This is a genomic window from Shewanella indica (assembly GCF_002836975.1).
In the GTDB taxonomy this organism is placed as follows: domain Bacteria; phylum Pseudomonadota; class Gammaproteobacteria; order Enterobacterales; family Shewanellaceae; genus Shewanella; species Shewanella indica.
This window is the reverse complement of the sequence record NZ_NIJK01000036.1, coordinates 23,548-47,849: the sequence shown is the minus strand read 5'-3', so window position 1 is coordinate 47,849 and position 24,302 is coordinate 23,548. Positions and strand designations below refer to the sequence as shown.

Genomic DNA, 24,302 nt, shown 5'->3' with positions numbered 1-24,302 from the left:
AAACAGCTCTTGAAAGAGAAATTAGAGCAAACCTTCCAAACGCAGACGTTGCATCTCTTTGGCAACTTGTTGCATCTGCATTGGTGTGCCCAAGGTCAAGCGATTCCAGCCTTCAAGCCCTGGGAAGGTGCGGCCTACCAGAATGCCGGCCTGCTGCATCCGCTTGCGATAGTCTTCATTATTGCCCTTGATGCGGTGGAAAATAAAACTGGCGTTGAGTGGCAGATAGTCGAGCCCCAACTGTTTGAGTGTGGCAATGATAATGGCACCGGCCTCTAAGTTGTTGCTGCGGGTCTGCGCCAGCCAGGCGCTGTCATCCAACACTGCTGCCGCCCCATAGAGGGCAAACAGGTTGGCGTTGTCAAAACTCGCCTGGGCCTGCATGGCGGCTATCATTTCCGGAGTGGCAATGGCATAACCGGCCCTCAGTCCCGCCATTCCCCATGCTTTGGAGAATGTCTTGGTCAGCACCGTGTGTTTCTGGCCATTTTGGATGAACGGCAGCGCGGATTGGAAATCGCTACCGGCATACTCGCCGTAGGCCTCATCAATAATAAACTGCAGCGCGGGACTGGCCTTGGCCAGCCACTGTGCAACCGGCGCCTTGGGCAGCAAGAGGCCGGTTGGGTTGTTGGGGTTACACAGATAGACAATGGAAGGGCCAGAGTGCGCGGCCACGGCGGCTTGCATAGCGGCGATATCGGTTTGCAGCTCGGCGGTCAGCGGCACTTCAGTTACCTTGAGCCCCCGGGCCTTGGCATAGTCGGCCACTATGTCAAAGGTAGGTTTGGGCATTACCAACTGGCAGTGAGCGCTGGCCATGGCATCTATGGCGAACTTGAGTACTTCGGAAGAGCCATTGCCGTAGATGAGCTGCTCTTGGCTGATACCGTGATAGCTTGCCAGGCGCTTGAGCAAGGCCTGACGGGCACTGTCGGGATACAGGTGCGCCTCGCCCATATGTTGCATAATGGCTTCTCTGGCGCTGCTTGGCATCCCCAGTGGGTTTTCATTGAAGTTCAGCGCCAGGGGCCCCTTGGAGACAGTAGCTTGGGCCTGCTCCTGGGAAGATAGAGAGAAATTACTGCAGCCACTGAGCCCCAGTGCGGTACCGGCTAAACCGGCCTGAATAAAATGCCTACGACTTAATTGCATGTTTATTATGATGTTCTGGATAAGAGGGCGCTCAGTCTACCCAGAGGAGGAGAGAAAATAAATGAATTTTTATTCATTATTTGAAGCTTGTTATTCTTTTGGCTTTTGATTGTCAGAGATCTTTTCTGAGCCGATCGCGAACTTCCATGAGTGCAAACCCTAACAGATTTAAGCCTTTCCATCTCCTGGGAATTTCAGATTCAGGATGATCTTGAGCGAGCCCTATCCCCCATACTTTATCTACAGGACTAGCCTCGACTAAGATACGGTTTCCAGTATTAAGCAGAAACGATTTTAGTTCAGTATGCTGAGCAAACTTAGCTAAGTTTGCATTAAGTACTATTTCAAAGCGTCTCTCATCCCAGACTTCTTGGTTGAACCCGACTACTTCCCGACCAATAGCTTTGGCTGCGCCAGGGGTGGTGGCAAGGAGGATTCTTTCACATGCAATGTCATCACCAAATAGCTTTGCCTTGTGATACATCATGTAATGCTCCGCAGTAATGAAGACGTTGCCTTCTTCTTCAAACTTTGCGTCATACCATTGACTAAAACAACTCTTGGAAATTTGTTCTCCTTTCTCCTGGTGTCCCCAGAAGAATATGTACTTGACCTTATTCCCTTGGTCTACGAAATCGACCAACTGTTCTCTTGTCCTAATTTTCAAAGTGATTCCTATGCTTGGTTGCTTTTTTACCTGCAAAAAGACTTTCTTACCCTAGTCAGTTCAGGCCTTGGCACTGAACTCAGAGATTGCTATGAATTCTATAAGTTGTGTATGAGGTCATGCTACACCAGCTTACAATTTAGCGAAATTTCTTGAATGTTCACGGTCGGTGAAGAGTTGGCTTAAAGCCATGATAGCCGCTGTGCCAGCGGCTTAAAGTCGTGGTGTAAATGCCTCCATGCACAAGGGCCAGTTCGCCATCCCTGGCTCTCGCTCGAAAGCACGTTGCTATGCAACTCTCACCAAACCACACCGGGCAAGGGGCTTTGCTTGTCCAAAGCCCCTTGCATCCCCAAGGACACCCCCGACGTAGCCGAAATCCCCGCTGGCTTATGAAGCAAATTGGCTACACTCAGGACTCGCCAAATGCATCCATGCATAACGGCCAGCTCACCATCCCTGGCTCGCGCTCGAAAGCATGTTGCTACGCAACTCTCGCCGTGTCACAGGATCGCCTGTGCGAAAAGCGCACCGCAGGTGATGGACTACATCATGGCCGGAAGCACGGCCAATACTAACTTAGGAACTTTTAGCTGAAAGCTATGATAGCCGCTGTGCCAGCGGCCTAAAGTCGTGGAGCTTCGCCCCCCACCCGACCAAGAAGGGATCAACAGCAATCCCCTCTTGGATCTCCCTTGCCGCCCCACACGGTGTCGAAAGCCCCTCGGCCTAATGGCGCAAATAACTACCGCTTCAGACGCTCAGAATCACATCCATGTGACTCTGGCCCGGCTCAACATCCTGTTTCGCGCTCGTGAGCTCGTCGCTAAGCGACACTCGCCCCTGATTCGACTGGCGCTGCTTCGGCATCCATGCCTCAGCCACGTTATTTGCGCCAACGGCTGTCGGCGACACCGAGGGGGAATTGGTGCAATTCTGTGACAATGGAGTAGCTTGAAATATTTGAGAGTTCTGCAGACATACACCTATTTTCCAGGCACAGGTGGAACTGTGACCGTCGAAAACAGGGACGTTTTCGTCGAGGCTACATGGACGTATTCACGCCGGGTCACAGGATCGCCTGTGCGAAAAGCGCACCGCAGGTGATGGGTTACACCGTGGCCGGAAGCTCGGCCAGTACTAACTTAGGCACTTTTAGCTGGGAGCTATGATAGCCGCTGTGCCAGCGGCCTAAAGTCGTGGAGCTTTGGGTTTCCAACCCAGTCAATTCTGTTGTAAAAACAAACTAAATCAGTGTTTTGTTGCCTTTGTCAAAACTTGACCTTTGGCTAATTGTTTTCACATTCAATGCTGGCTATTGTATAACTAATTCAACCGCTTAGTTTTAGAACTTCCTTAAGCTTAAGGCGAAAGCTGCAACACTTTTTCGTTTCTAGCGGAATGCAGGGACGAACAGAGTTTGGACCCGTGCGGTAGCCATGGCTTTACTCAACGTTTTTTGTAAGGCCTGGGTTGTAGGAGCATTGGTTGTGCGGCTTGAAGCGCTTATGACAAGCGCCTCAGAACTGATTTTCTATACAGTATTATTGGCGTTCTGGACAAAATGCCGGAAATTTGCAGCTAAGTTTGCGCGTTATTTCTGTAACATTTTAGAAAATAACATTAAATTCATAACGTTAAAAAATACAGCTGGTAGATAATAGGTTTGGAAACCGCGCATGCGCGTTTAGCTGTAAGGGATATTAGGACTAAATTGCATTATATCCAGCTAATACAAACAGATAGCGATGCGCGTTGACACTCCTCCGAGGACTAAAACGCGCATGCGCACTATACAGCTGTTAGCTCTCGGACGAATGGGACGGAAAGTATAGAATGATCGAGGAATTCAAGGCAGATCTTAAAAGCTTAAACAGCCTCCAAATCTACAGAAAGTACGTTCTCGGTGGAGATTGTCACCTCCTTGATAATCACCAGATGTTTGAAATTCGTGAAACTATCTGTGATAAGTTTGAAATAGATTTTACCGATGTGATTATGGTTGGGTCCGGCAAGTTAGGGTTTAGTATAAAGCCTTCAAGAAGGTTTGAAGTATTTAATGATGACTCTGATATAGATATTGCGATTGTATCAACAAAACTCTTTGAGCGCATTTGGCAAGAAGCTTATCTGTTTAAGAAGAGCGGAGCTGACTGGCCTTCATCAAACAATTTCTTCAAATATATTTCTGAAGGGTGGATACGTCCCGATAAACTTCCATCAAGTAGCTATTTTGAGTTTACAGATGAATGGTGGAAATTTTTCAATAGTTTAACCAGTAGCAACCGGTTCGGTCCTTTTAAGGTTCGCGGCGGTTTATACCATTCTCATTTCTTCTTACAAGAATACCAAACAATATGCATTGAACAGTGCATTCAGGAGGCATCTTAATGGATACTTCAGCTTCGAATCGGCGCCTTCGAGTGCTTCTGACTGGAATCGGCAACAAAACCCTTATTCCTCAGCCAGACTTCCAAAGACGGTTGGTCTGGACTAACAGGGATAAAATTGAATTTATCAAAACGGTCTTGGAGGGCTATCCTTTTCCCGAGATATATATCGCTGCTGGGAAAGTCGACCCTAAAACGGGTGAGGGCTCAGAAGTGCTTGTTGACGGCCAGCAGCGCATAACGACGTTATACCAGTATTTCAAAGGCTCACCAGATATCAAATTAGGTAGCAATTTACCCGCATATTCTGATCTTGATGAGGACAAACAGATTGCCTTTCTTGAATATAAGGTTGTTGTCAGAGATATGGGGAATATGGCCATCGAGCATATTAAAGAGGTATTCAAACGTATCAACTCGACAAGCTACGGACTGAATGCGATGGAACTGCACAATTCGCGTTTCGGTGGCGAATTCAAGCAGTTTGCTGAAGAGGTATCTAAGGCTGAAATTTTCGAACGCAAAAGGCTATTTACATCTACCGATATTAAACGGATGAATGATGTAAAATATTGTCTAGGCTTGATAATCACAATCATGACTACCTATTTCAATCGAGACAAGGAACTTGAAATTTATTTAGAAAAGTTCAACGAAGAGTTTCCAGAAAGAGACCGCTTAAATAGCGAGATCTCTACAGTTCTCGAATTCATAGATCGTCTGAACTTTGAAAGCAACTCCAGGGCGTTTAAAAAAGCCGACTTCTACACCTTGTTCGTCGAACTTCACAGAGCTATCGTAAAAAATGGTCTTTCTATAGACGTCAGCGTTTTGAGAGAACGGTTAGATAATTTCTACGAGCGGGTAGATCGCGTGGCATCTGGGGATCTTGGTGACGATAAAGAAGCACAGGAATACTACAATTCTGCGCTTCAAGCCAGTAACGACAGAAGTAGCCGTATCACTCGGAGCAAATCAATTTATCAGCTAATTCAAGGTTCATAAGCTAACAATGCAAAGCTGTGATAACAAAGACACCCATTATTAGCTGAGTGAAGACTCTAGTTGCCTGGATTACAGAAACACTGATGTTTTCACTGGGAGAAAATCATCTTTCAAACCTTTGAGTGGCGCTCGGTTATTGAAATGAACGCAAAAGTCGAATTTAAGACACGATGTCGGTCGAACAAAGTTCGATTGGAGATAAATATCTTGGAGCCTCGGGGATTCAGCTAAACAACTTCTGACAATTAGCGGCCCCTTGTCTTCGTCGTCGTTGTAGGTGAGTACAGTAGTCGGTAAGTGACTCCAGTGTACCAACCGGCCCTTTGAATAGACGGCTAAAATCAGTCGTTAACTTGAGCCAGTTGTCGATAGGGATGTTTAAACGATTCAAAATGGTTGTTGTGCTGGCAGTAATCTGGCCGCGCTTGTCGTGGCGGATAATGCGCCCGGTATCATCGACCAGTTGCAGATAATCCTTGGCTTCAAAGTACAATCCTTGTGGCATGTTCAGCCGTTCATTGCCGACAAAGGGTAACAGCTCAGGTGTGTTTTTGCCTTGCATCGCGGCCTGTATCCGCCGTTGAATACTGGTATAGTCTGAGTCTTCTGGGGTTTTGGCTATTCCCGCGCGGATAGGGTTCAAGTCAACATAAGCCATGCAGGCCAATACGGCTGCGTCATCCAATAGCGCCTGGGATTTGAAGCGGCCTTCCCAGAAGCGACCGCTGCATCCGTCTTCCCAATTGGCTTGTCTGGCAATAGGTTCATTGAGCGCCCGCATAAACCAACTGATATCCATCAAACGTTGGCGATAGACTTCAGTGGTTTGTTGCAGGGTGAGATATTCAATATCAGAAAGTGTTTCACCGCGCAGAAAACGCAGGGATAACAGGGTTCCACTGTAAAGCAGGTGCCAACGCTGTAAAACCTGCTCCAATGTCCATTCAGTGGCGGTTTTCAAGTCAACTCTGAGCACCAAGTGCAGATGATTGGACATGACTGCATAGGCACACAAGTCAATGGAAAAGACGGCCACCAGTTCCAATAGACGCGACTCAACCCAATCACGACGATGTTCATAACTCTTGCCGGAATAATCATCAACGCCACACAGAAAGGCGCGACGTACACAGCGGGAGATGCAGTGATAGAAGGGGGTGTCCTCAAGACTGACTTGAGCATATCTTGGCCTCGGCATGGCATCCTTTCCTTTTCAAAGGCTCCATTCAAGCCTAGACAAGGAGTCAACAATCTGCCAAGAATTATGGGTGTCTCCATTTTGTAATTTTGTAAGAATAGCGTTGCTTGAAATTGTTTATATTCCTACAGACATACGCCTATATTCCAGGCACAGGCGGAACTGTGACCGTCGAAAACAGGGACGTTTTCGTCGAGCGCCCAGGGATAGGTTTACAGCGTGTCACAGGATCGCCTGTGCGAAAGGCGCACCGCAGGTGATGGGTTACAACTTAGCTAGCCGCTAGGACCAAGCTCATTGGTGAGTTTGGCTTAAAGCCATGCTAGCCGCTGTGCCAGCGGCGTAAAGTCGTGGTGTTCCACACCACACCGGGCAGGGGCTTTGCTTGTCCAAAGCCCCTTGCATCCCCAAAGACACCCCGACGTAGCCGAAATCCCCACTGGCTTATGAAGCAAATTGGCTACACTCAGGACTCGCCTCCTTGCTCGACCTTCGAGCCTCGACATCCCTGTCTCGGCTACGCCAATTTGTAACAACGCCAGCGGCGGCTCCGAAGGGGGAATAGTGCAATTCTGTTAGCCCTGAGTAGCTTGAAATATTTGATAGATCTGCAGATATACGCCTAATTCCAGGCACAGGCGGAACTGTGACCGTCGAAAACAGGGACGTTTTCGTCGAGCGCCCAGGGATGGGTTTACAGCGTGTCACAGGATCGCCTGTGCGAAAGGCGCACCGCAGGTGATGGGCTACACCTGTGGTCAAAAGCCCGGCAAGTATTGACGAGGGATTTAAGGCTTAAAGCAATGCTAGCCACTGTGCCAGTGGCCTAAAGTCGTGGTGTTGCTATGCAACTCTCGCCGTGTCACAGTTCCGCTTGTGCGAAAGGGCCGTTCTCGAACATCCTGCTCTTCACGGCATTCAGGCTTCCTGCCTATCCACACCGCAGCTGATGGGCCATATCATATTATGGCAACCCAGATATCAAGCATAAAAAAACGCACCCAAAGGTGCGTTTCTTGTTAACTCTGCATGTCAGCTTAGTGCTGGAACATGGCAGAGATAGATTCTTCATTGCTGACGCGGCGGATAGCCTCGGCCAGTACCGCTGACATGGTCAGTTGGCTCACTTTGCCTGTCTTGAGCATTTCTGGGCTCAAAGGCACAGTGTCAGTGACTATGACTTCGTCAATCACTGAATTTACTATGTTGCTGGCCGCGTTGCCGGAGAATACCGGGTGGGTTGCATAAGCAAAGACGCGGTTGGCGCCGTGTTCTTTCAGGGCTTCAGCAGCCTTACACAGAGTGCCACCTGTGTCGATCATGTCATCAACTATGATGCAGTCACGGCCTTGAACGTCACCTATGATGTGCATTACCTGAGCCACGTTGGCCTGTGGGCGACGCTTGTCGATGATCGCCAGATCTGAGTCGTCGAGCAGTTTGGCTACGGCGCGGGCGCGAACAACACCACCGATATCGGGGGAAACAACAACTGGGTTGTCCAGTTTCTTGGCCAGCATATCTTCCAGCAGCACAGGGCTACCGAAGACGTTGTCTACCGGTACATCGAAGAAGCCCTGGATCTGCTCGGCGTGCAGGTCACAGGTCAGTACTCTGTCGACACCCACGCTGGAGAGGAAATCGGCAACCACTTTGGCGGTAATGGGTACACGGGCGCTGCGGACACGACGGTCCTGACGGGCATAACCAAAGTAAGGGATAACGGCTGTGATACGGCCGGCTGAAGCGCGGCGCAGGGCATCAACCATTACGATCAACTCCATCAGGTTGTCGTTGGTTGGTGCGCAGGTGGACTGAATGATAAACACATCAGCACCACGTACATTTTCGTTTATCTGGACACTGATTTCACCATCGCTGAAACGGCCTACCTCTGCGTCTCCGAGTTTACAAAAAAGACGGTCGGCTATCTTTTTGGCGAGACTGGGGGTAGCGTTCCCAGCAAAGAGCTTGATGTCGGGCACTGTAAGAACCTCAGGCGTTTGCTTTATTTTAGTGGCTGGGACAAAAAACGGCGGACCGCTTCATCCCGGAAGAAACTGTTCAGAGGCGAGCCAGTCGACTCTGAAGCGGCGATCTATTTATCCCTTTCGCAACAAAGCCTTTGAAAGATGGTGGCAGCTGTGCCAGACAATCGAGAGCTTGTTGCTGTTTTTCGAACTCCCCGAACACGCAGGCACCGGTTCCGGTCATTCTGGACGGCGCATATTCTAGCAGCCAGCCCAAGGCCTTGGCAACTTGAGGGTAATGGCGACATACCAGTGCCTGACAGTCGTTTTGCCAAGGGGCACTCAGCAGTTGCTCCAGAGAGAGCTTGGGAGTATCTCTTGGCAAATCAGGATCATGGAACACTTTTTCAGTGGAGACATGGGCCTCGGGAACCAGCACCAGATACCAAGGTTCGGCCGGTTCCACCGGCTGAAGTTTTTCGCCGACCCCTTCGGCAAAGGCCGCCAAACCCTTAATGAAAACAGGAACATCAGCGCCGAGTTTTAAACCAATTTGTTCAAGTTCAGTTTCACTCAGGCCGGTTTGCCACAGGGCGTTGAGGGCCACCAGAGTGGTGGCCGCGTCCGACGAGCCGCCCCCCAGACCGCCACCCATGGGCAGTTTCTTGTCGAGCCAGATCTCGGCCCCCAGTTCACATCCGCTGGCTTGCTGCAATGATTTTGCGGCCTTGAGAATTAAGTTATCGCTATCCGGGACAGCAGCGCCGAGATTGGAGTGTAGTTTGAGCTCGCCCTTGGCGGTGACTTTAAAGTCCAACAGGTCACCATGGTCGAGAAACTGAAACAGTGTCTGCAGTTCATGGTAGCCATCTTCCCGGCGACCATTGATATGCAAAAACAGATTAAGCTTGGCCGGGGCCGGCCAGCCAAGCGAAAGACTATTGGGTTTGGATGTTTGGTCTAGAGGACTCATGGCTGCTGGCTTTCCTTGGTGGTGAGTGTGCTCTGGGCTTCGAGTGCCTGCCACTCGGTTAACTGGATCTTGAGTTCGAGCGCGCCGCGATTGAGTTTTAGAAGGCGCGGAATATCGACACCGCTTTGTTGCTGCCAGCTGAGATACTTCACCTGCCACGGAGGGCTGACGCTGCCATCTTCCAAGCTCTGGGGGTTGCCGTCATTGTTTGTGAGCACGAGTTCAGTGTCGGCGGCGCTGAGGCCAAGCACCCAGCGGGGCAGGGCGTTAAGGGGGATGCTCCAACTGCTGAGGCCATCGAGTAAACGCTGCGGGTCTCGGTCGCGGTAGACTTCACCATCCAACTCCAGTAAGGCGCCGTCCGGGCCACTTTTCAGCAGCATCACACTGGTGCCCAACATGGTGGTGAGTCTCAGCTCTTCTGTCGTTGGGGTGTGCAGCCAATAGAGATTGGTGCTGAATTTTTCCTCGGGAGTTTTTACCGCCAGCTTGCCTTTCAGCTCCCAGGCCTTGGCTTGCTCTGCGTGCTTGACTTGAGTCGCCTGCCAGCGGGCATCGGGCAGGTTGCTACAGGCGCTGAGCAGGCCAAGGAGTAGCAGGGGCAACAGCAGACGCAGGGCCGACAGAGGTGTAAAACAGGTTTTTGTGAAGTACTTCAAAATAATCATCTGTTGTTCACTGTGTTGGCCGCCTATGATACGAGGGCTTTGGCAGAATACCAATAAGCGCCGACCCCTGTGGTGTCGCCCTTGTGGCTTTTGCCAGCGCCTGTTCAGCTTAATTGATAAATTGGTTGAGAAGTTAGACCTTTATTCGGTTTTGTTAAGCGTATTCTGTTTTTAAGGTGGCCAATTCAGTAGAATGGCCGCATCCTACAGCGACGCCAAGAGTCCAGAACGAGTTCAGATGAGCCTTGTAGCAATTGGTATAAACCATAAAACCGCCACTGTTGACCTGCGTGAGAAAGTTGCCTTTGCCCCGGACAAGATCCATGAAGCCATGCGCAGCCTGGCCAAGGAGACTCAGAGCGGGGAAGCCGTCATCGTTTCCACCTGTAACCGCACCGAGCTTTACTGCAACACAGAAAATGCCGAGCAGGTTGTGCGTTGGTTGGAAGACTATCATGGCCTGAGCCATGAAGAGGTGGCCCCTTGCCTGTACCAACACTGTGGTCAACCCGCGGTGCAACACCTGATGCGGGTTGCATCCGGGCTCGACTCTCTGGTGCTGGGCGAACCGCAGATCCTCGGTCAGGTCAAACAGGCGTTTGCCAAGGCCAAGGAATCCGGCACAGTGGCACTGACACTGGATCGTCTGTTTCAAAATACTTTTGCCGTGGCCAAGAAGGTGCGCACCGAAACGGAAATCGGCACAGCGGCGGTTTCCGTTGCCTTTGCCGCCGTCAGCATGGCCAAACACATCTTCTCTTCTCTGGCTGCGACCAAGGTGCTGCTCATTGGTGCCGGTGAAACCATAGAACTGGTTGCCCGCCACCTGAAGGAAAACGGCGTCACCAGCATGGTGGTGGCCAACCGCACCATTTCCCGCGCCGAAGCCATGTGCGAAGAGTTCAATGCCCAGGCGATTACCCTGGAGCAGATACCAGATTTTCTCCCCAAGGCCGATATCGTGATATCCTCTACCGCCAGTCCGCTGCCCATCCTGGGCAAGGGCATGGTAGAAAAAGCGCTTAAGCAGCGCCGCCATCAACCTATGTTATTGGTTGATATAGCGGTTCCCCGTGATATTGAGGCAGAAGTCGGTGATTTGGACGATGCCTTCCTCTACACGGTCGATGATCTGCAAAGCATAATCGAACAGAATATGGCCTCCCGTAGAGAGGCCGCCGAGCAAGCGGAAGTCATTGCCGAAGAGCATTCACACCAGTTTATGGAGTGGGTTCGTTCACTGGAATCGGTCGACAGCATTCGCGAATATCGTACCCAGAGCATGGCGATTAAAGATGAGCTGGTTGAACGGGCTATGAACAAGTTGGCGCAGGGAGCAGACACAGAGCAGGTGCTGCTGGAACTGGCTAACCGCCTGACCAACAGACTGATCCATGCTCCGACCCAGGCCCTGACTGCTGCCAGTCGTCAGGGGGATCTCAATGCTTTGGGTCAATTGAGAACCGCGCTCGGCTTGGATAAACACTAAGGTTAGCGAGCTAAATGAAGGAATCCGTTATCCGCAAGCTGGAAGGCTTGCTTGAGCGTAATGAAGAAGTATTGGCCCTGCTCAGTGATGCAGGTGTCATAGCGGATCAGGACAGGTTCAGAGCCCTGTCACGGGAATATGCTCAGCTTGAAGATGTGGTCAAAGGCTTTAAGGCCTACCAGCAGGCGCAGGCGGATCTGCAAACCGCACAGGAGATGCTGGCCGAGGAAGATCCTGAGCTGAAAGAGATGGCTCAGGAAGAGATCAAGGCGGCCCGCGCTCAGTTGGAGCAACTGGAAGGCGAGTTGCAAATTCTGCTGTTGCCCAAAGACCCCAATGATGCCAGCAACGCCTTTCTGGAAATCCGTGCCGGTGCCGGCGGTGATGAAGCGGCTATCTTTGCCGGCGATCTATTCCGTATGTACAGTCGTTATGCCGAGAGCCAGCGCTGGCAGGTCGAAGTTATGAGCGCCAGCGAAGGCGAGCATGGCGGTTTCAAAGAGGTGATAGCCAAAGTCAGCGGTGACGGTGTTTACGGCAAACTCAAGTTTGAGTCCGGTGGTCACAGGGTACAAAGGGTGCCGGAAACCGAATCCCAGGGGCGGGTGCATACCTCGGCCTGTACCGTGGCCGTTATGCACGAAGTGCCTGAGGCCCAGGCGGTGGAAATCAACCCGGCCGAGCTGCGTATCGACACCTTCCGCTCTTCCGGTGCCGGTGGTCAGCACGTTAACAAAACCGACTCGGCAATTCGTATCACCCACTTGCCCACAGGTTTGGTGGTGGAATGCCAGGATCAGCGCTCACAGCACAAGAACAAGGCTCAGGCCTTGAGCGTACTGGCGGCCCGTTTGCAGGCGGCCGAAGATGAAAAACGCCGCAGCGCCGAAGAATCTACCCGTCGCTCTCTGGTGGGTAGCGGTGACCGCTCAGAGCGGATCCGTACCTATAATTTCCCTCAGGGAAGGGTGAGCGACCACAGGATCAACCTGACACTGTATCGTCTCAACGAGGTGATGGAAGGAGACCTGGAGCAGCTACTTGAGCCTTTGATGCAAGAGCATCAGGCTGACATGCTGGCGGCTCTGTCCGACGAATAAAAGGACTGTCTGTGACTAAACTCAATATTGCCGAGGCCCTGCAATGGGCCTCTTCTATGCTGGCCGCATCGTCCGAGTCTGCCCATGCAGATGCCGAAGCCCTGTTGCTGCATTGCTTGGGCAAGAGCCGCAGTTTTCTCTATACCTGGCCCGAAAGAAACTTATCGGCCGAACAACACAAGCAGTTCACCCAGATGGTGCAGCGTCGCAGCCAAGGTGTGCCTGTGGCTCATATTGTCGGTGAGCGCGAGTTCTGGTCACTGCCTTTTATCGTCAACGAATCCACCCTTATCCCGCGCCCGGATACTGAAATCCTGGTGGAAACCGCGCTCAATCTGCCGCTTTCAGATGATATCGCCGTGCTGGATCTCGGCACAGGTACCGGTGCTATTGCACTGGCGCTGGCCCATGAACGGCAAGGCTGGAGAGTGACTGCCGTCGATAAGGTCGAGGCCGCGGTGGCGCTGGCCTGTGCCAACCGGGATAACCTGAAGTTGCCGCAGGTGGAGATCCTTCAGAGCGACTGGTTTTCGGCAGTTAAGGGACGCAAATTCCAACTGATTGTTTCCAACCCTCCCTATATCGAGGAGGATGATGAGCATCTTGAGATGGGCGATGTGCGCTTTGAACCTCGCAGCGCCTTGACCGCCGCCGATCAGGGCTTTGCCGACCTATTCCATATCGCAGCCCATGCCAGGGAGCACTTGCTGCCGGGCGGTTATCTGCTGCTGGAGCATGGTTATGCCCAAGCGGTGAAGCTCAGGGAAAAACTTGCCGAGCTCGGTTATCAACAGGTGGCCACAGTGCGTGATTTTGGCTCCAATGAAAGATGTACTCTGGGTTTGTGGCCCGGTTGAGTGTCTGTGCCCTGGAGTCACTCCCGGGCTTGAAAACCGTGAATATCGTCCCCACTTCCTGCCTTAATTCTGCCCTTTCGACAGCGGCTTGGCCTTGGTGCTGAGCACTGCGATAGGGTACACTGTCGCCTTTGTTCACCTACAGATAGCTATCCGATGGAAACTTTTTACAGCCTGTATCCGGCAGTTAAACACCTGCACATGACTCTAATCGCCGTCAGCGTATTGCTGTTCATTGTGCGTTTCGTGCTTAAGCTGCGTCAGTCAACCATTATGGACAAGAAACTGCTGAAGGTAGGTCCCCATGTGATCGATACTTTCCTGCTGCTGTCCGGATTGATTCTGTGCTTTATGATCAAGCAGTATCCCTTCGTCGATCCCTGGATGACAGAGAAGATAGGCGCAGTGGTCGCTTACATACTGCTGGGCGTGATGGCGCTCAAGTCTAATCGGAATCTGATCTTCCGAGTCTTCGCCTTCCTCGGTGCTCTGGGCTGGGTGGTTTATGCGGCAAAACTGGCACACTTCAAACAAGCGGTAATTCTGGGGTAATGCAACAATATTCTCTTAAGCAAGACGAACTCTCTCTGCCCGAGTCGGCATTTGAGCTTTGCCAACATCTGGGCTTTGGCCTGGCCAAACAGGCCAACTGGGCCTGGCTGGAACTGTCCGGCTCGGTGCTCAGCCATTATCTGGTGGATCAGCAGCGGCGCTTTCAGGCGCTGCTGAATTGGTTTTACAAGGATCTGGGGTTTGCCCCCAGGGAAGACTATTTTTCCCGGCAGGCGGCCGATCTGGGCCAGTGTATTCTCAGCCGCCAAGGGAACAGCACCACATTGGCAACTGTGCTTATGTTGCTGGGCAGACAGCTGGACTTGAAATTCGATCCTGTACTGCTGCCGGGCACCACAGTGCTGGCCTGCCATGTGGCCGGTGAACTCATCTATCTCGACCCGCTTCGGGGGGAGCGCCTCAGCAAAGAGCGCTTGCATGCCCTGGTTCGCGGTGAGCTTGGGAACAGTGCGCCGCTAAAAGCGTCTTACCTCAAGCCGGTTGGCACCCAGAGGCTGATGACCCGCATGCTGCATGAACTCAAGGCCGGCGCCATAGTTGCCCATGAGTTTGAAGTCGCGATGGAGTGCTGTAATTTGCTACTTGAATGGCATGCCGACGATCTCAGCCTGCATCGGGAGCGCGCCTTTATTGCCCAGCAACTGGGGGCGATTCATGTCGCCAGCGCCGACCTGCAGTATTTTGTCGACAACAGCCCGCACGACCCTGTGGTCGAGTTGGTAAAGATGCAACTTAGAGAACTGGGAGACGACCCTCAGACCTTTCATTGAACCTGCCCGCGAGGGCAGTGATAAAAATATAAATATTAAAATAAAACAATAAATTGCAATCGCAAGGGAGATAGGACCTATGAGCAGTACCTCACAGGCGGCCACTGAGATGACCGCGCTGGTGACCAATGACGCCACCGCGCTCGGCATTCTGGCCGCCATTCTCGGCTTCGTTTTTTATACCAACAGCAGCAGCCATCCTTTCTGGCAGAAGTTTTACCGCTTCATTCCGGCTTTGCTGTTGTGTTACTTCCTGCCATCCTTGCTCAATACCTTTGGGATTGTCGATGGCAGCAGCTCCAAACTTTACTATGTGGCGTCCCGTTATCTGTTGCCGGCCTGTTTGGTATTGCTGATCCTCAGCGTCGATATCAAAGCTATTCTGGGATTGGGGCCCAAGGCGGTAGTGATGTTTTTGACCGGCACTATGGGCATTGTCATCGGGGGCCCGATTGCCCTGCTTATCATGTCGGCAATCGACCCGACATTGACCGCTGGTCACGGCCCGGACGCGGTCTGGCGCGGCATGACCACACTCGCCGGCAGCTGGATTGGCGGCGGTGCCAACCAGGCGGCGATGAAAGAGATTTATGAAGTGGGCGGCAATATCTTCTCCGTGATGGTCACTGTCGATGTGATAGTCGCCAACATCTGGATGGCCGTGTTGCTGTTTATGGCGTCCAGGGCCAAGGAGATAGATGCCAAGACAGGTGCAGATACCAGCGCCATTGAAAGCCTCAAGGCCAAGGTGGAACAGTATCATGCCGAAAACGCCCGCATTCCCAGCCTGCGCGACATCATGCTGATAGTGGCTGTGGGCTTTGGTATTACCGGCCTGGCCCATGTCGGCGCCGATCTGCTGGCTCCCTGGTTTGCGACTAACTATCCCTGGACCGAGCAATACAGTCTGACCTCCGGATTCTTCTGGCTGGTGGTGATAGTGACCACCATAGGTTTGCTGCTGTCATTCAGCCCGGCCCGTCATTTGGAAGCGGCCGGCGCCTCCAAGATAGCCTCGGCTTACCTCTATATACTGGTGGCTACAATCGGTTTGCATATGGATGTATCCCAAATTATGGATACGCCGATTTACTTCCTGGTGGGTATTATCTGGATGTTGGTGCATTCGGGATTGATGCTGCTGGTGGCCAAGCTTATCCGTGCGCCGCTGTTTTATATGGCGGTGGGCAGCCAGGCCAACGTTGGCGGCGCGGCGTCTGCGCCCGTAGTGGCTGCGGCCTTCCACCCGGCACTGGCACCCGTAGGTGTACTGCTGGCGGTATTCGGCTATGCTTTAGGCACTTATATGGCCTGGCTCTGTGGCCAGTTGCTGCAGGCCGTGGCCGGCTGATTTAAGTTAACGCCGCATGAGCGGCATTCAAGAGAGAAGTTGCGATGAGTAATAAAACCATACATCTGGGGGCTATCGAGATAGCCAATGACAAGCCCTTTGTGCTGTTCGGTGGCATGAATGTACTCGAGTCGCGGGACTTGGCGATGACCATTGCCGAAACCTACGCGGAAGTCACTCAGAAACTGGGGATCCCTTATGTGTTCAAGGCCTCCTTCGACAAGGCCAACCGCTCATCCGTCAACTCCTATCGTGGCCCCGGCATGGAAGAAGGTTTGAAAATCTTCCAGGAGATCAAGGACACCTTCAAGCTGCCATTGATTACCGATGTGCATGAGCCTTACCAGTGTGCGCCTGTGGCCGAAGTGGTGGACATCATCCAGTTGCCGGCCTTTCTGGCGCGTCAGACAGATCTGGTGGTGGCCATGGCCAAGACAGGGGCTATCATCAATGTGAAAAAGCCTCAGTTCCTGGCGCCCCATGAGATGCGACACATCATCAAGAAATTCAACGAAGCGGGCAATGATGAGATCATTCTCTGCGAGCGTGGCAGCTGCTTTGGTTATAACAACCTGGTAGTGGACATGTTGGGCATGGATGAGATGAAGCAATCAGGCTACCCGGTGATCTTCGATGCCACCCATGCGCTGCAGCGCCCTGGCGGCCGTGAAGATTCTGCCGGTGGTCGTCGTGCCCAGGCAACCGAACTGGCCCGCAGCGGCATGGCGCTGGGACTGGCCGGGCTGTTTATTGAGGCACACCCGGACCCGGACAACGCCAAATGTGATGGCCCTTGTGCCTTGCCATTGCAGCAACTGGAAGGGTACCTGAGCCAGATGAAGGCCGTTGATGAGCTGGTGAAGTCTTTCCCGGCGCTGGATACCAGTCGCTGAGCCAAGCGCTTGGTTAACCTTACCTAAGCTGCTGAAAGCTGCACCTTTGGTTGAATAGCGAATCACTTAACTAGCATGTTAGCCTTAAACGCCCGCGATTGCGGGCGTTTTTCATTGCAGTCATGGCTTGCGGTTCATCGGCAAGCATTCTCGGGCGCAAAGGTTTGTCCTTCAAGAAGCTGTTGCTGCTCGCCTGGCTTCTTATCAAAGATAAAGAGACCCTTAAAAAACTCTGGCACAGGCCCGGGTTGACCCTGGCCATCAGTATCAGTAGCTGTCTGGGCTCAATAGGTTGGTTCAGCGCCATGTCGCTCACGGCCGTGCCTTATGTGAAAACGCTCGGGCAGGTGGAAGTCTTCTTTATGATGCTGATCTCCAGCCTTTGGCTCAAGCAGCGGGTCAAGGTCAAGGATATGGGCGGCCTGGTATTGATTGCCCTGGCCGCGGTATTGGTGCTTTGGGGATGATTTAGCCGTGTGGCTCCAATGCCTTTATCTGGGCTACCAGTTCGCTGTTGATTGGCAGTGTGAGCCCATATTGCTCGGCGCGCTGCTGCAGGTAACCGTTGATATAGTCAATTTCCGTCTTGCGGCCGTGCTTGAGATCCTGATACATGGAGGAGTAGTTGGCGGCGGTTAGCCGTATCACTTCCTTGACTCTGGCGTGCAGCGCATCGAACGTCAGCGCTATGCCTTCCTGCTTGGCTACCTGTAACAGCTCATCGAGAATGGCGCAGATTGTTCCCTCAAACTCGGGGGCGGCCAGGGCGCCGTTGTTGACTCTGTGAATGGCGGTCAGCGGATTGATAACGGCATTGACCGCCAGCTTTTGCCACAGGGCTTCGAGAATGGCATCACTCCACTGACTGCCGGGAATAGCATTGAGCAGAGCGGTTTTCATCACCTCTGGCATGGGGGCGCCGATTAAGTCACCTATCTGGGTCAGGCCACTGCCGGTTTGGCGAATATGATTGCTGCTTAGTCTCAGCGCCGCCTGACTTGTCGTGCCCAGGCTCAGTGGCCGCTCATTCAGCTTGGCGGCCAGACTTTGATGAGGACCAAGTCCATTGTGCAGCAGCAGGATGCGACAATTCGGGTGAAGTCTTGGCAGCACAGGCTCCAGCGCCGCTTCAACCTGATAGGCTTTGACTGTGACCAGCAAGAGATCGAGCTGCTTGAGCTTGCTCGAGTCCTGCGCCAGGCACAGAAACGATGTTTGCAGACTCTGGTCGCCAAGCTCCAGGGTATAGACGTGTTCTTCGCCCTGCTGCGCCAATGGCAGGGTGTTGGCTGTTGGCAACACTCTGGGTAATAACCAAGGTTCAAGACCGGCTGCAGCCAGTTGCTGCGCCAGCAGTTGCCCTATGGCCCCAACGCCGAGGATCCCTATCTGCATCCCGTTACTCCTTCAGCATGGCGGCGCCAAAATACTTGCGATAGCCCCAGAGAGATACGTAGAAGAGTACGACTCCGGTCATATCGGCGACAAAGTCGGCCATATCGGCACTGCGGTAAGGCAGGCGGGATTGCACCATCTCTATCAGAATGCCGTAGCCGGCCAGGGTGGCAAACATTAAGTACCAGCGGGGGCGAAATGCCAGATAGGTCAGCCAGGCGAGGGCAAAGAAACTGCCGATATGGCCCACTTTATCCAGGTTAGGAATGCTCTGAGGGTAGTTAGGCTTGGAAAAAACCAGGTAGCTGATCACCGCCAGGGCAATCAACAAAGCAATTTTAAACAGCAGCTGTCGGTTAATCACAAATCACGCAGGGTTGGAAAGCTTGGCGAACATCATAGTCAAAATAAAGCCTGGCTGTCATCAGCAGACTTGGATTTATTCAGCTCGGCTTCAACTTAGGGTAGACTGGCGCTATTGGTTTGACTGATAAGTAAAAGGCGATGAAATGCCCTCATTCGATATAGTGTCAGAAGTAGATGCCGTTGAGCTGCGTAACGCAGTGGATAACAGCAAACGTGAATTGGATACCCGCTTCGATTTCCGTGGGGTGGAATTTGCGGTGGAGTATAAAGACTTTGTAGTGACCCTGTCGGCAGAGTCGGACTTTCAGTGCAATCAGATGGTGGATATTTTAAGAACCCAACTGAGCCGTCGTAATGTGGATCCCAAGGCGATGGAAGTGGATGAAAAGGCGATTCATAGCGGCAAGATGTTCTCTTTGAAGGTTAAGTTCAAACAAGGCATAGAGGCTGATGTGGCCAAGAAGCTGGTAAAACAGATCAAAGACAGCAAGATAAAGGTGCAGGCGCAAATCCAGGGCGACTCGGTACGGGTCACAGGCAAGAAGCGTGATGACTTGCAGGCTGTGATGGCGCTGGCCCGTAATGCCGAGCTGGGCCAGCCTTTCCAGTTCAATAATTTCCGCGACTAGTCGTTAATCTGCGACTTGAGCGTATCCTGAGCAGTATCAGCCCGCCTCGGCGGGCTGTTTTTTTGCACCAGCCAAATCAGCAGCAGCACGGGCAAGCCTATGATGCTGGCGCTGACAAAGAAATTTACATAGCCAAAGGCGTTGACCCAGGCGCCGGAGAAGCCGGCAATAAACTTGGGAAACAGTAACATCACCGAAGACAGCAGCGCATACTGAGTGGCACTGTAGCCACTGCTGGTGAGGCTGGAAAGGTAGGCGATAAAAGCCGCTGTGGCGATACCGCCGCTGAAGTTGTCCACCGAAATTGCCAGGGTCAGCAGTGGCACGTTGTAGCCCACCATGGCCTGCAGGGCGAACAACAGATTGGTGGTGGCCACCAGGAAGGCGCCGACATAGAGGATTTTTATGGTGCCGAAGCGTGCCAACAACACCCCGCCGAATGCCGAGCCCACCAGGGTCATGATCAGACCATAGACCTTGCTCAAGGTGGCTATCTCCTCCTTGCTGAAGCCCATATCCACATAGAAAACATTGGCCATGATCCCCATGACAATATCCGAGATCCGGTAGCAGGAGATCAGCATAAGGATCAGAATCGCGCTCTTGCCGTAGCGGCGAAAGAAATCGATAAAGGGCAGGGCCACGGCACTGTATAGCCAGGAGATAAAGGCGGCCATCCTATCTGTGCCGGCTTGGGTCAGCTGCTTGGCTTCCCGCTCTTGAATCGCCCTGTCTTTACTTTTGACGCCGAAAATCAGCAACCAGAGCAGCAGAATGAGCCCCATAGTGACCAGAGTGACTGTATCTGTATTCAAGGCCTGACTAGGAAAGTAGGATTGCAGTACCTGGGTGAAAGGCTCTGCCAGGCTAAAACAGAAATAAAGCCCAAGCAGCAGGAGCAGTAACTTGCCATGACGCAGGATAAATAGGTTGGCCGGCGCGGCCCAGACAGAGAGTCTGGGTGCCAGATTGGCTCTGAGTCTGTCTCTGAGAATGGCTTCCTCTTCCCCTATCGAACTGATATCCACCGCCGGCTCTTTGGCAAAAAGTGTTGCCAGTATGCCTATGCCCATCAAACCTGCCATCACCAGATAGGCGGTTTGCCAGCTTTGGAGATCATAGCTTTCCGGCTCGGGAGAAACCCAGGCGGCGATAGTCAGTGAGCCTGCCGTGGCTATGATCATCGCGCTGCGATAGCCTACCTGATAGGCGGCGGCCAGTGCCGCCTGCATTTTTTCCGGCGCCGACTCGATACGAAAGGCATCGACCACTATGTCCTGGGTGGCGGAGGAAAAGGCCACCATCAGCGCAAACAGTGCCAGATGGGTGAGATCTTCCATGGGGTCGCTGCCGGCCATCCCCAAAATGGCGGCTATCAGTAATAACTGGGAGAACAACATCCAGCCGCGGCGACGGCCAAAGAGTTGGCTGAACAAAGGCAGGGGCATGCGATCGACCAGGGGGGACCAGGCCCACTTGAAGGCATAGATCAAGGCTACCCAACTGAAATAGCCGATGGCGGCCCTGTCTACCCCGGCTTCCCTGAGCCAGAAAGACAGGGTGGAGAATACCAGCATCAGCGGCAGGCCGGCGGAAAAACCGAGCAGCAATAAGATGAGTACCCGCTTATGGAAGTAGATACTCAGGGCGTCTCGGGTGCTGGCAAAAAAAGATTGAGGCATGGCACGGCTTGGTGAGAGTCAAAGGCCTTAGAGTAAAAGCCTGCGCCTGCGACTTCAAGGCGTGCTTGGGTGTTTGCCCAATAAAAAATCCCCGGCTTTGCCGGGGATTGGTTGCCCATGTCATTAAAGTGTCACTCGGGCGGGGTAGATTAACGTCTGTCTCAGGGTCTGACGCCGATACAGCCTTCGGGTATGGGGCCACCACAGAACAGGTATTCACAGCAGTCGTCCAGTTGCTGGCGCAAAAACTGGTTACCGTGCAATACCCAATCGGGCCATTTATCGAAGGCGTACAACAAGTGCCAAAATACGCGTTCGACATCCGTTTGCGCTTCCCCCTGCAAGTTCAGCTGATGCCATTCTTCCAGGGTATCCCACAGATACAATCTGACTTCATTAAATTCCAGCTTGTCGCTCAAGAATGCTTTGCCGTAATGAGCCAGTTGGGGCGCTTTCACATCGATGAACTCTTCCGGGGTCATCAGATCGCCTCCTTATGTTTGCCAGGTTCAGTATAGACAGCTTTTTGATACTGAGCCGTGCCTGGGGTTAATTTCTGGGCAGAAGTGTGGCTTTCTTCAACAAAACTTGGGTGACCGGCACGTCGGGCCAACCCAAGGTGCTGTTGGTGCCTGTCTCTACCAGCGCCATATTCTGCAGAACTTCAAGCCCTTGGCTGACTTCACCGAATACGGCATAGCCCCAGCGCCTGGAGGATGGGTCGAGCTTTTTGTTGTCGGCCACATTGAAGTAAAACTGGCGGGTGGCCGAATGGGGGGCATTCTCTCTGGCCATAGCTATAGTGCCTAGGCTGTTGGACAGGCCGTTGCCCGACTCATTGACTATCGGCTTGTCTGACGGCAGTTCTTCATACTTGGGACTGAGGCCGCCGCCCTGAACCACGAAATCGGCAATAATGCGGTGAAACAATGTGTTGTTGTAGTCGCCGCGCACCACATAGGTGAGAAAGTTGTCCACAGTAATGGGCGCCCGGGTGCGGTCGAGCTCGACCACGATTTTGCCCATGCTGGTATCAAATTCCACTTGAGGGTAGAGATTGTCTTTTTGTATATCCAATGCCAGCGCCAGCTGACTGGTCAGCATCAATACGGCTGCGAGTATCCATCGGCTCATGACCAGATTCCTTATCATAGTGTTGCAGACGGGCAGGCCTGTGAGTCACCGACCGGCCCAATAAATTACTGCTGCAAAAAGCTGTGCAGCTCGGGGTCGTTGAGTATTTCGCCGGTCAACTGGGTGATCAGTTTGTTCATGTCCAGTTCCAGTGAGGCGAAGTCGGCACCGAAAGGCCCCTTGAGCAGCCCCTTGGCCTTATAGCGCTTGGTCAGGGTATGGCTGCTGTTTTTCGCCAGCAGATTGATGCTGACATTGGTTTTGGCTTCGAAGCCGAAGCTGGATTCATCCACATCAGTGAGCAGTTCAATCAGCTGCAGCTGCACTTCTTTCCCACTGGCGGGATCAATTCGGTATCCGGCCTTGGCAAAACCTTGACGAAACAGTTGATCCAGTTGGGCCCTGGGTGGCTCGGCCGGGCTGACCAGACGTGCGGCTTTGCCGTCTTCATTGAATCGCACAATAAAATTGGCGGTGCGGGTATCCAGGGTTTGCAGCGCCAGAGCAGGCTCCAGCGAGGTCTGTGGCGTGACCGCAGGCAGTTCAGGGCTCAGGGCAATAAAGTTGGGGGTATGACTGGCGCAGCCAAAGAGCAGCGCCGACCCCAGCATCAAGGTAGCAAGCCGTTTCATAAAAATCCGAAGCTGTAAAAAAGGTGGCATCAGGATAACCAGATTTGAGTTTGGCTTCCAGCATCTGCTTATGGCAGATAACCGACTTTGGTTCAGCCAGAGGGAGATTTTTGCGGGTTCTTTGCGCGTAGGCCGCCAAGGGGCAAACTCAAGTATCAATCCCGTGAAACAGCTAGTATAGATTATCAAGGGGTGTCTTTGTCAGTTAGCGTTTCTGAATGACATCGTAAACCAGATCGTATTCTGCAAGTGGTTTTTCATTTTTGTAACATTCAAGGGTTCAATCTCCGACGGCGACAGGGTAGAGTCAAGTTATTGCTCTAAAAACAGCTGTTGGGAATATGTTGGAATTGAAATCCGGGCCTTTGCCGACGACTCAATCAGGGGTTGCTACCCAGGCGGCGCCTGACTCTTTGATAGATGTTCACGGCCGGCCTCTGTTTGGGCATTTCGACGGCCCGCCGAAAAGCCTGGGATTGGCAGACTTTCAGCTGTTCAATGAGATGGACCGCAGGGTTTCACGCCTGAAACAGCGCTGCAGTTATAAGCAGTTTGAGTTTATTGGCCTTAATAGCCCCAGATGGATGCTGGGCGTTGCCTTGGCGGATATCGCCTATCTTGGCAGTGGTTTCTGTTATCTGTTTGATTTGCAAAGTCGTCGCATGTATCAGCAGAATCTGCTGCGGCCGCCCGCTGGTTTTAACCTGAGCCGTTCGCCATGGCAGGGGGAGAGCCGTATGGGCGGCATTCACTTTCGGCGTGAGCAGGGACAATGGCAACTGAGCCTGGATCTTAAACTACAGGGAATGCCACTTGAGGGGGAACTGACCTTGGTTCCCGAACCGCTCAGCTTGCCGATGGCGCTTTGCAGTCCAACCGGTTACAGCGGTTGGACCTATACCCAAAAACACAATGCCCTCAAGGTCTACGGCCAGTTGTCCTTCAATCATGAACCCCAGCCGCTGCTGCATGCCAGAGCAGGTTATGACTTTTCCGCAGGCTTTATGCGCCGGGAAACCAGTTGGCGCTGGGCCTCTATCAATGCAGATATTGATGGCAAGGGGTTGGGGCTAAACCTGGCGGCCGGAGTCAACGAGACCGGCTCTTGTGAAAACGTGCTCTGGGTTGATGGTGCCAGGCATTTGCTGTCGCCGGTGCATTTTGAGTTTGACCGCAGGGCAGCATCCGGCGGCCAATGGCGAGTTTGGTCTGAGCGCGGCGAGCTGGAGTTGGCATTTTCGCCCTTGGGGTGCCGCAGCGAAAGGCTCAATCTGGGGCTGCTTAAAAGCAATTTTCGCCAGTATACCGGGCTGTTTTCCGGTTGGGTCAAAGACTCCCTGGGCCAGCGCCATGAGCTGGTGCAGCAGAGCGGCCTGACAGAAGATCACTTTGCCAAATGGTGAGT

At 52.6% G+C, this 24,302-nt stretch carries 23 protein-coding genes and 1 pseudogene; 12 read left to right on the top strand and 12 right to left on the bottom strand.

The features are described from left to right. Window positions 1–21 precede the first annotated feature (21 nt). Together CX650_RS11925 and CX650_RS11920 are read right to left on the bottom strand one after the other, a co-directional pair. Window positions 22–1,155 carry a pyridoxal phosphate-dependent aminotransferase gene (locus CX650_RS11925; protein ID WP_101095936.1) on the bottom strand — a complete coding sequence of 378 codons (1,134 nt, stop codon included), beginning with the start codon at window positions 1,153–1,155 and terminating at the stop codon, window positions 22–24. A 112-nt stretch (window positions 1,156–1,267) separates the two neighbouring features. Beyond that, complete coding sequence (locus CX650_RS11920; protein WP_189484307.1) at window positions 1,268–1,822, bottom strand: NADAR family protein; 555 nt, start codon at window positions 1,820–1,822, stop codon at window positions 1,268–1,270. 1,836 nt (window positions 1,823–3,658) lie between these two features. Here CX650_RS11920 and CX650_RS11915 point away from each other — a divergent pair. Continuing rightward, window positions 3,659–4,213: a hypothetical protein gene (locus CX650_RS11915; RefSeq protein ID WP_101095935.1), complete on the top strand. Its 555-nt coding sequence runs from the start codon at window positions 3,659–3,661 to the stop codon at window positions 4,211–4,213. After that, window positions 4,213–5,217 carry a DUF262 domain-containing protein gene (locus tag CX650_RS11910; protein ID WP_101095934.1) on the top strand — a complete coding sequence of 335 codons (1,005 nt, stop codon included), beginning with the start codon at window positions 4,213–4,215 and terminating at the stop codon, window positions 5,215–5,217. Before CX650_RS11915 ends, CX650_RS11910 begins: the two co-directional genes overlap by 1 nt. A gap of 223 nt (window positions 5,218–5,440) precedes the next feature. Here CX650_RS11910 and CX650_RS11905 read toward each other — a convergent pair whose 3' ends face one another. The 4 genes from CX650_RS11905 to lolB all read right to left on the bottom strand — a co-directional run bounded on the left by CX650_RS11905 (window position 5,441) and on the right by lolB (window position 10,026). Further along, window positions 5,441–6,415, bottom strand: a complete 975-nt coding sequence (locus CX650_RS11905; RefSeq protein ID WP_101095933.1) for a transposase — start codon at window positions 6,413–6,415, stop codon at window positions 5,441–5,443. Between the two features lie 1,037 nt (window positions 6,416–7,452). Then, entirely contained in the window at window positions 7,453–8,400 is a 948-nt protein-coding gene (locus CX650_RS11900) for a ribose-phosphate pyrophosphokinase (protein ID WP_028779717.1), read from the bottom strand. A gap of 79 nt (window positions 8,401–8,479) precedes the next feature. Beyond that, a complete protein-coding gene (ispE, locus tag CX650_RS11895; protein ID WP_101060083.1) occupies window positions 8,480–9,358 on the bottom strand; it encodes a 4-(cytidine 5'-diphospho)-2-C-methyl-D-erythritol kinase in 879 nt (292 codons plus the stop codon). Next, entirely contained in the window at window positions 9,355–10,026 is a 672-nt protein-coding gene (lolB, locus tag CX650_RS11890; protein WP_101060087.1) for a lipoprotein insertase outer membrane protein LolB, read from the bottom strand. Before lolB ends, ispE begins: the two co-directional genes overlap by 4 nt. A 238-nt stretch (window positions 10,027–10,264) precedes the next feature. Between lolB and hemA the strand changes: the two genes are divergently transcribed. From hemA to CX650_RS11850, 8 genes and pseudogenes are all read left to right on the top strand, one after another. Then, window positions 10,265–11,515, top strand: coding sequence for a glutamyl-tRNA reductase (gene hemA / locus CX650_RS11885; protein ID WP_028779720.1), 1,251 nt, complete (start codon window positions 10,265–10,267; stop codon window positions 11,513–11,515). Between the two features lie 14 nt (window positions 11,516–11,529). Next, entirely contained in the window at window positions 11,530–12,615 is a 1,086-nt protein-coding gene (prfA, locus tag CX650_RS11880; RefSeq protein ID WP_039034287.1) for a peptide chain release factor 1, read from the top strand. 11 nt (window positions 12,616–12,626) lie between these two features. Beyond that, a complete protein-coding gene (gene prmC, locus CX650_RS11875) occupies window positions 12,627–13,472 on the top strand; it encodes a peptide chain release factor N(5)-glutamine methyltransferase (protein WP_101095932.1) in 846 nt (281 codons plus the stop codon). 156 nt (window positions 13,473–13,628) lie between these two features. Next, window positions 13,629–14,024 (top strand): SirB2 family protein, encoded by a 396-nt coding sequence (locus CX650_RS11870; protein ID WP_101095931.1) that lies wholly within the window; start codon window positions 13,629–13,631, stop codon window positions 14,022–14,024. After that, a complete protein-coding gene (locus CX650_RS11865; protein WP_101095930.1) occupies window positions 14,024–14,815 on the top strand; it encodes a transglutaminase family protein in 792 nt (263 codons plus the stop codon). The genes CX650_RS11870 and CX650_RS11865 overlap by 1 nt, the downstream gene beginning before the upstream one ends. A gap of 79 nt (window positions 14,816–14,894) precedes the next feature. After that, on the top strand, window positions 14,895–16,166 hold the full coding sequence (locus CX650_RS11860; protein ID WP_373297528.1) for a DUF819 family protein: 1,272 nt from the start codon (window positions 14,895–14,897) through the stop codon (window positions 16,164–16,166). A 44-nt stretch (window positions 16,167–16,210) separates the two neighbouring features. Continuing rightward, the gene (kdsA, locus tag CX650_RS11855) at window positions 16,211–17,059 is read left to right on the top strand and encodes a 3-deoxy-8-phosphooctulonate synthase (protein ID WP_039034283.1); all 849 of its coding nucleotides are present in this window, start codon (window positions 16,211–16,213) and stop codon (window positions 17,057–17,059) included. A 185-nt stretch (window positions 17,060–17,244) separates the two neighbouring features. Next, window positions 17,245–17,526, top strand: a pseudogene (locus tag CX650_RS11850) (EamA family transporter); the annotation flags it as partial. A gap of 1 nt (window position 17,527) precedes the next feature. On the opposite strand, the gene CX650_RS11845 reads toward CX650_RS11850, so the two are convergent. After that, window positions 17,528–18,454 (bottom strand): ketopantoate reductase family protein, encoded by a 927-nt coding sequence (locus CX650_RS11845; RefSeq protein ID WP_101095928.1) that lies wholly within the window; start codon window positions 18,452–18,454, stop codon window positions 17,528–17,530. A 4-nt stretch (window positions 18,455–18,458) separates the two neighbouring features. Next, window positions 18,459–18,818 carry a VanZ family protein gene (locus CX650_RS11840; RefSeq protein WP_039034281.1) on the bottom strand — a complete coding sequence of 120 codons (360 nt, stop codon included), beginning with the start codon at window positions 18,816–18,818 and terminating at the stop codon, window positions 18,459–18,461. Between the two features lie 145 nt (window positions 18,819–18,963). On the opposite strand from CX650_RS11840, the gene CX650_RS11835 reads away from it, so the two are divergent. Then, on the top strand, window positions 18,964–19,449 hold the full coding sequence (locus tag CX650_RS11835) for a YajQ family cyclic di-GMP-binding protein (protein ID WP_028779730.1): 486 nt from the start codon (window positions 18,964–18,966) through the stop codon (window positions 19,447–19,449). Here CX650_RS11835 and CX650_RS11830 read toward each other — a convergent pair. The 4 genes from CX650_RS11830 to CX650_RS11815 form a co-directional block, all read right to left on the bottom strand. Next, the gene (locus tag CX650_RS11830; RefSeq protein ID WP_039034279.1) at window positions 19,446–21,131 is read right to left on the bottom strand and encodes an MFS transporter; all 1,686 of its coding nucleotides are present in this window, start codon (window positions 21,129–21,131) and stop codon (window positions 19,446–19,448) included. The two genes, CX650_RS11835 and CX650_RS11830, sit on opposite strands and share 4 nt — an antisense overlap. 161 nt (window positions 21,132–21,292) lie before the next feature. Next, window positions 21,293–21,613: a hypothetical protein gene (locus CX650_RS11825; RefSeq protein ID WP_101095927.1), complete on the bottom strand. Its 321-nt coding sequence runs from the start codon at window positions 21,611–21,613 to the stop codon at window positions 21,293–21,295. Window positions 21,614–21,680: 67 nt separating this feature from the next. Then, the gene (locus CX650_RS11820; protein WP_028779732.1) at window positions 21,681–22,265 is read right to left on the bottom strand and encodes a peptidylprolyl isomerase; all 585 of its coding nucleotides are present in this window, start codon (window positions 22,263–22,265) and stop codon (window positions 21,681–21,683) included. 65 nt (window positions 22,266–22,330) lie between these two features. Beyond that, on the bottom strand, window positions 22,331–22,897 hold the full coding sequence (locus tag CX650_RS11815; protein ID WP_039034334.1) for a YajG family lipoprotein: 567 nt from the start codon (window positions 22,895–22,897) through the stop codon (window positions 22,331–22,333). 341 nt (window positions 22,898–23,238) lie between these two features. On the opposite strand from CX650_RS11815, the gene CX650_RS11810 reads away from it, so the two are divergent. Then, on the top strand, window positions 23,239–24,300 hold the full coding sequence (locus CX650_RS11810; protein WP_101095926.1) for a DUF2804 domain-containing protein: 1,062 nt from the start codon (window positions 23,239–23,241) through the stop codon (window positions 24,298–24,300). The last annotated feature ends 2 nt before the right edge of the window (window positions 24,301–24,302 follow it).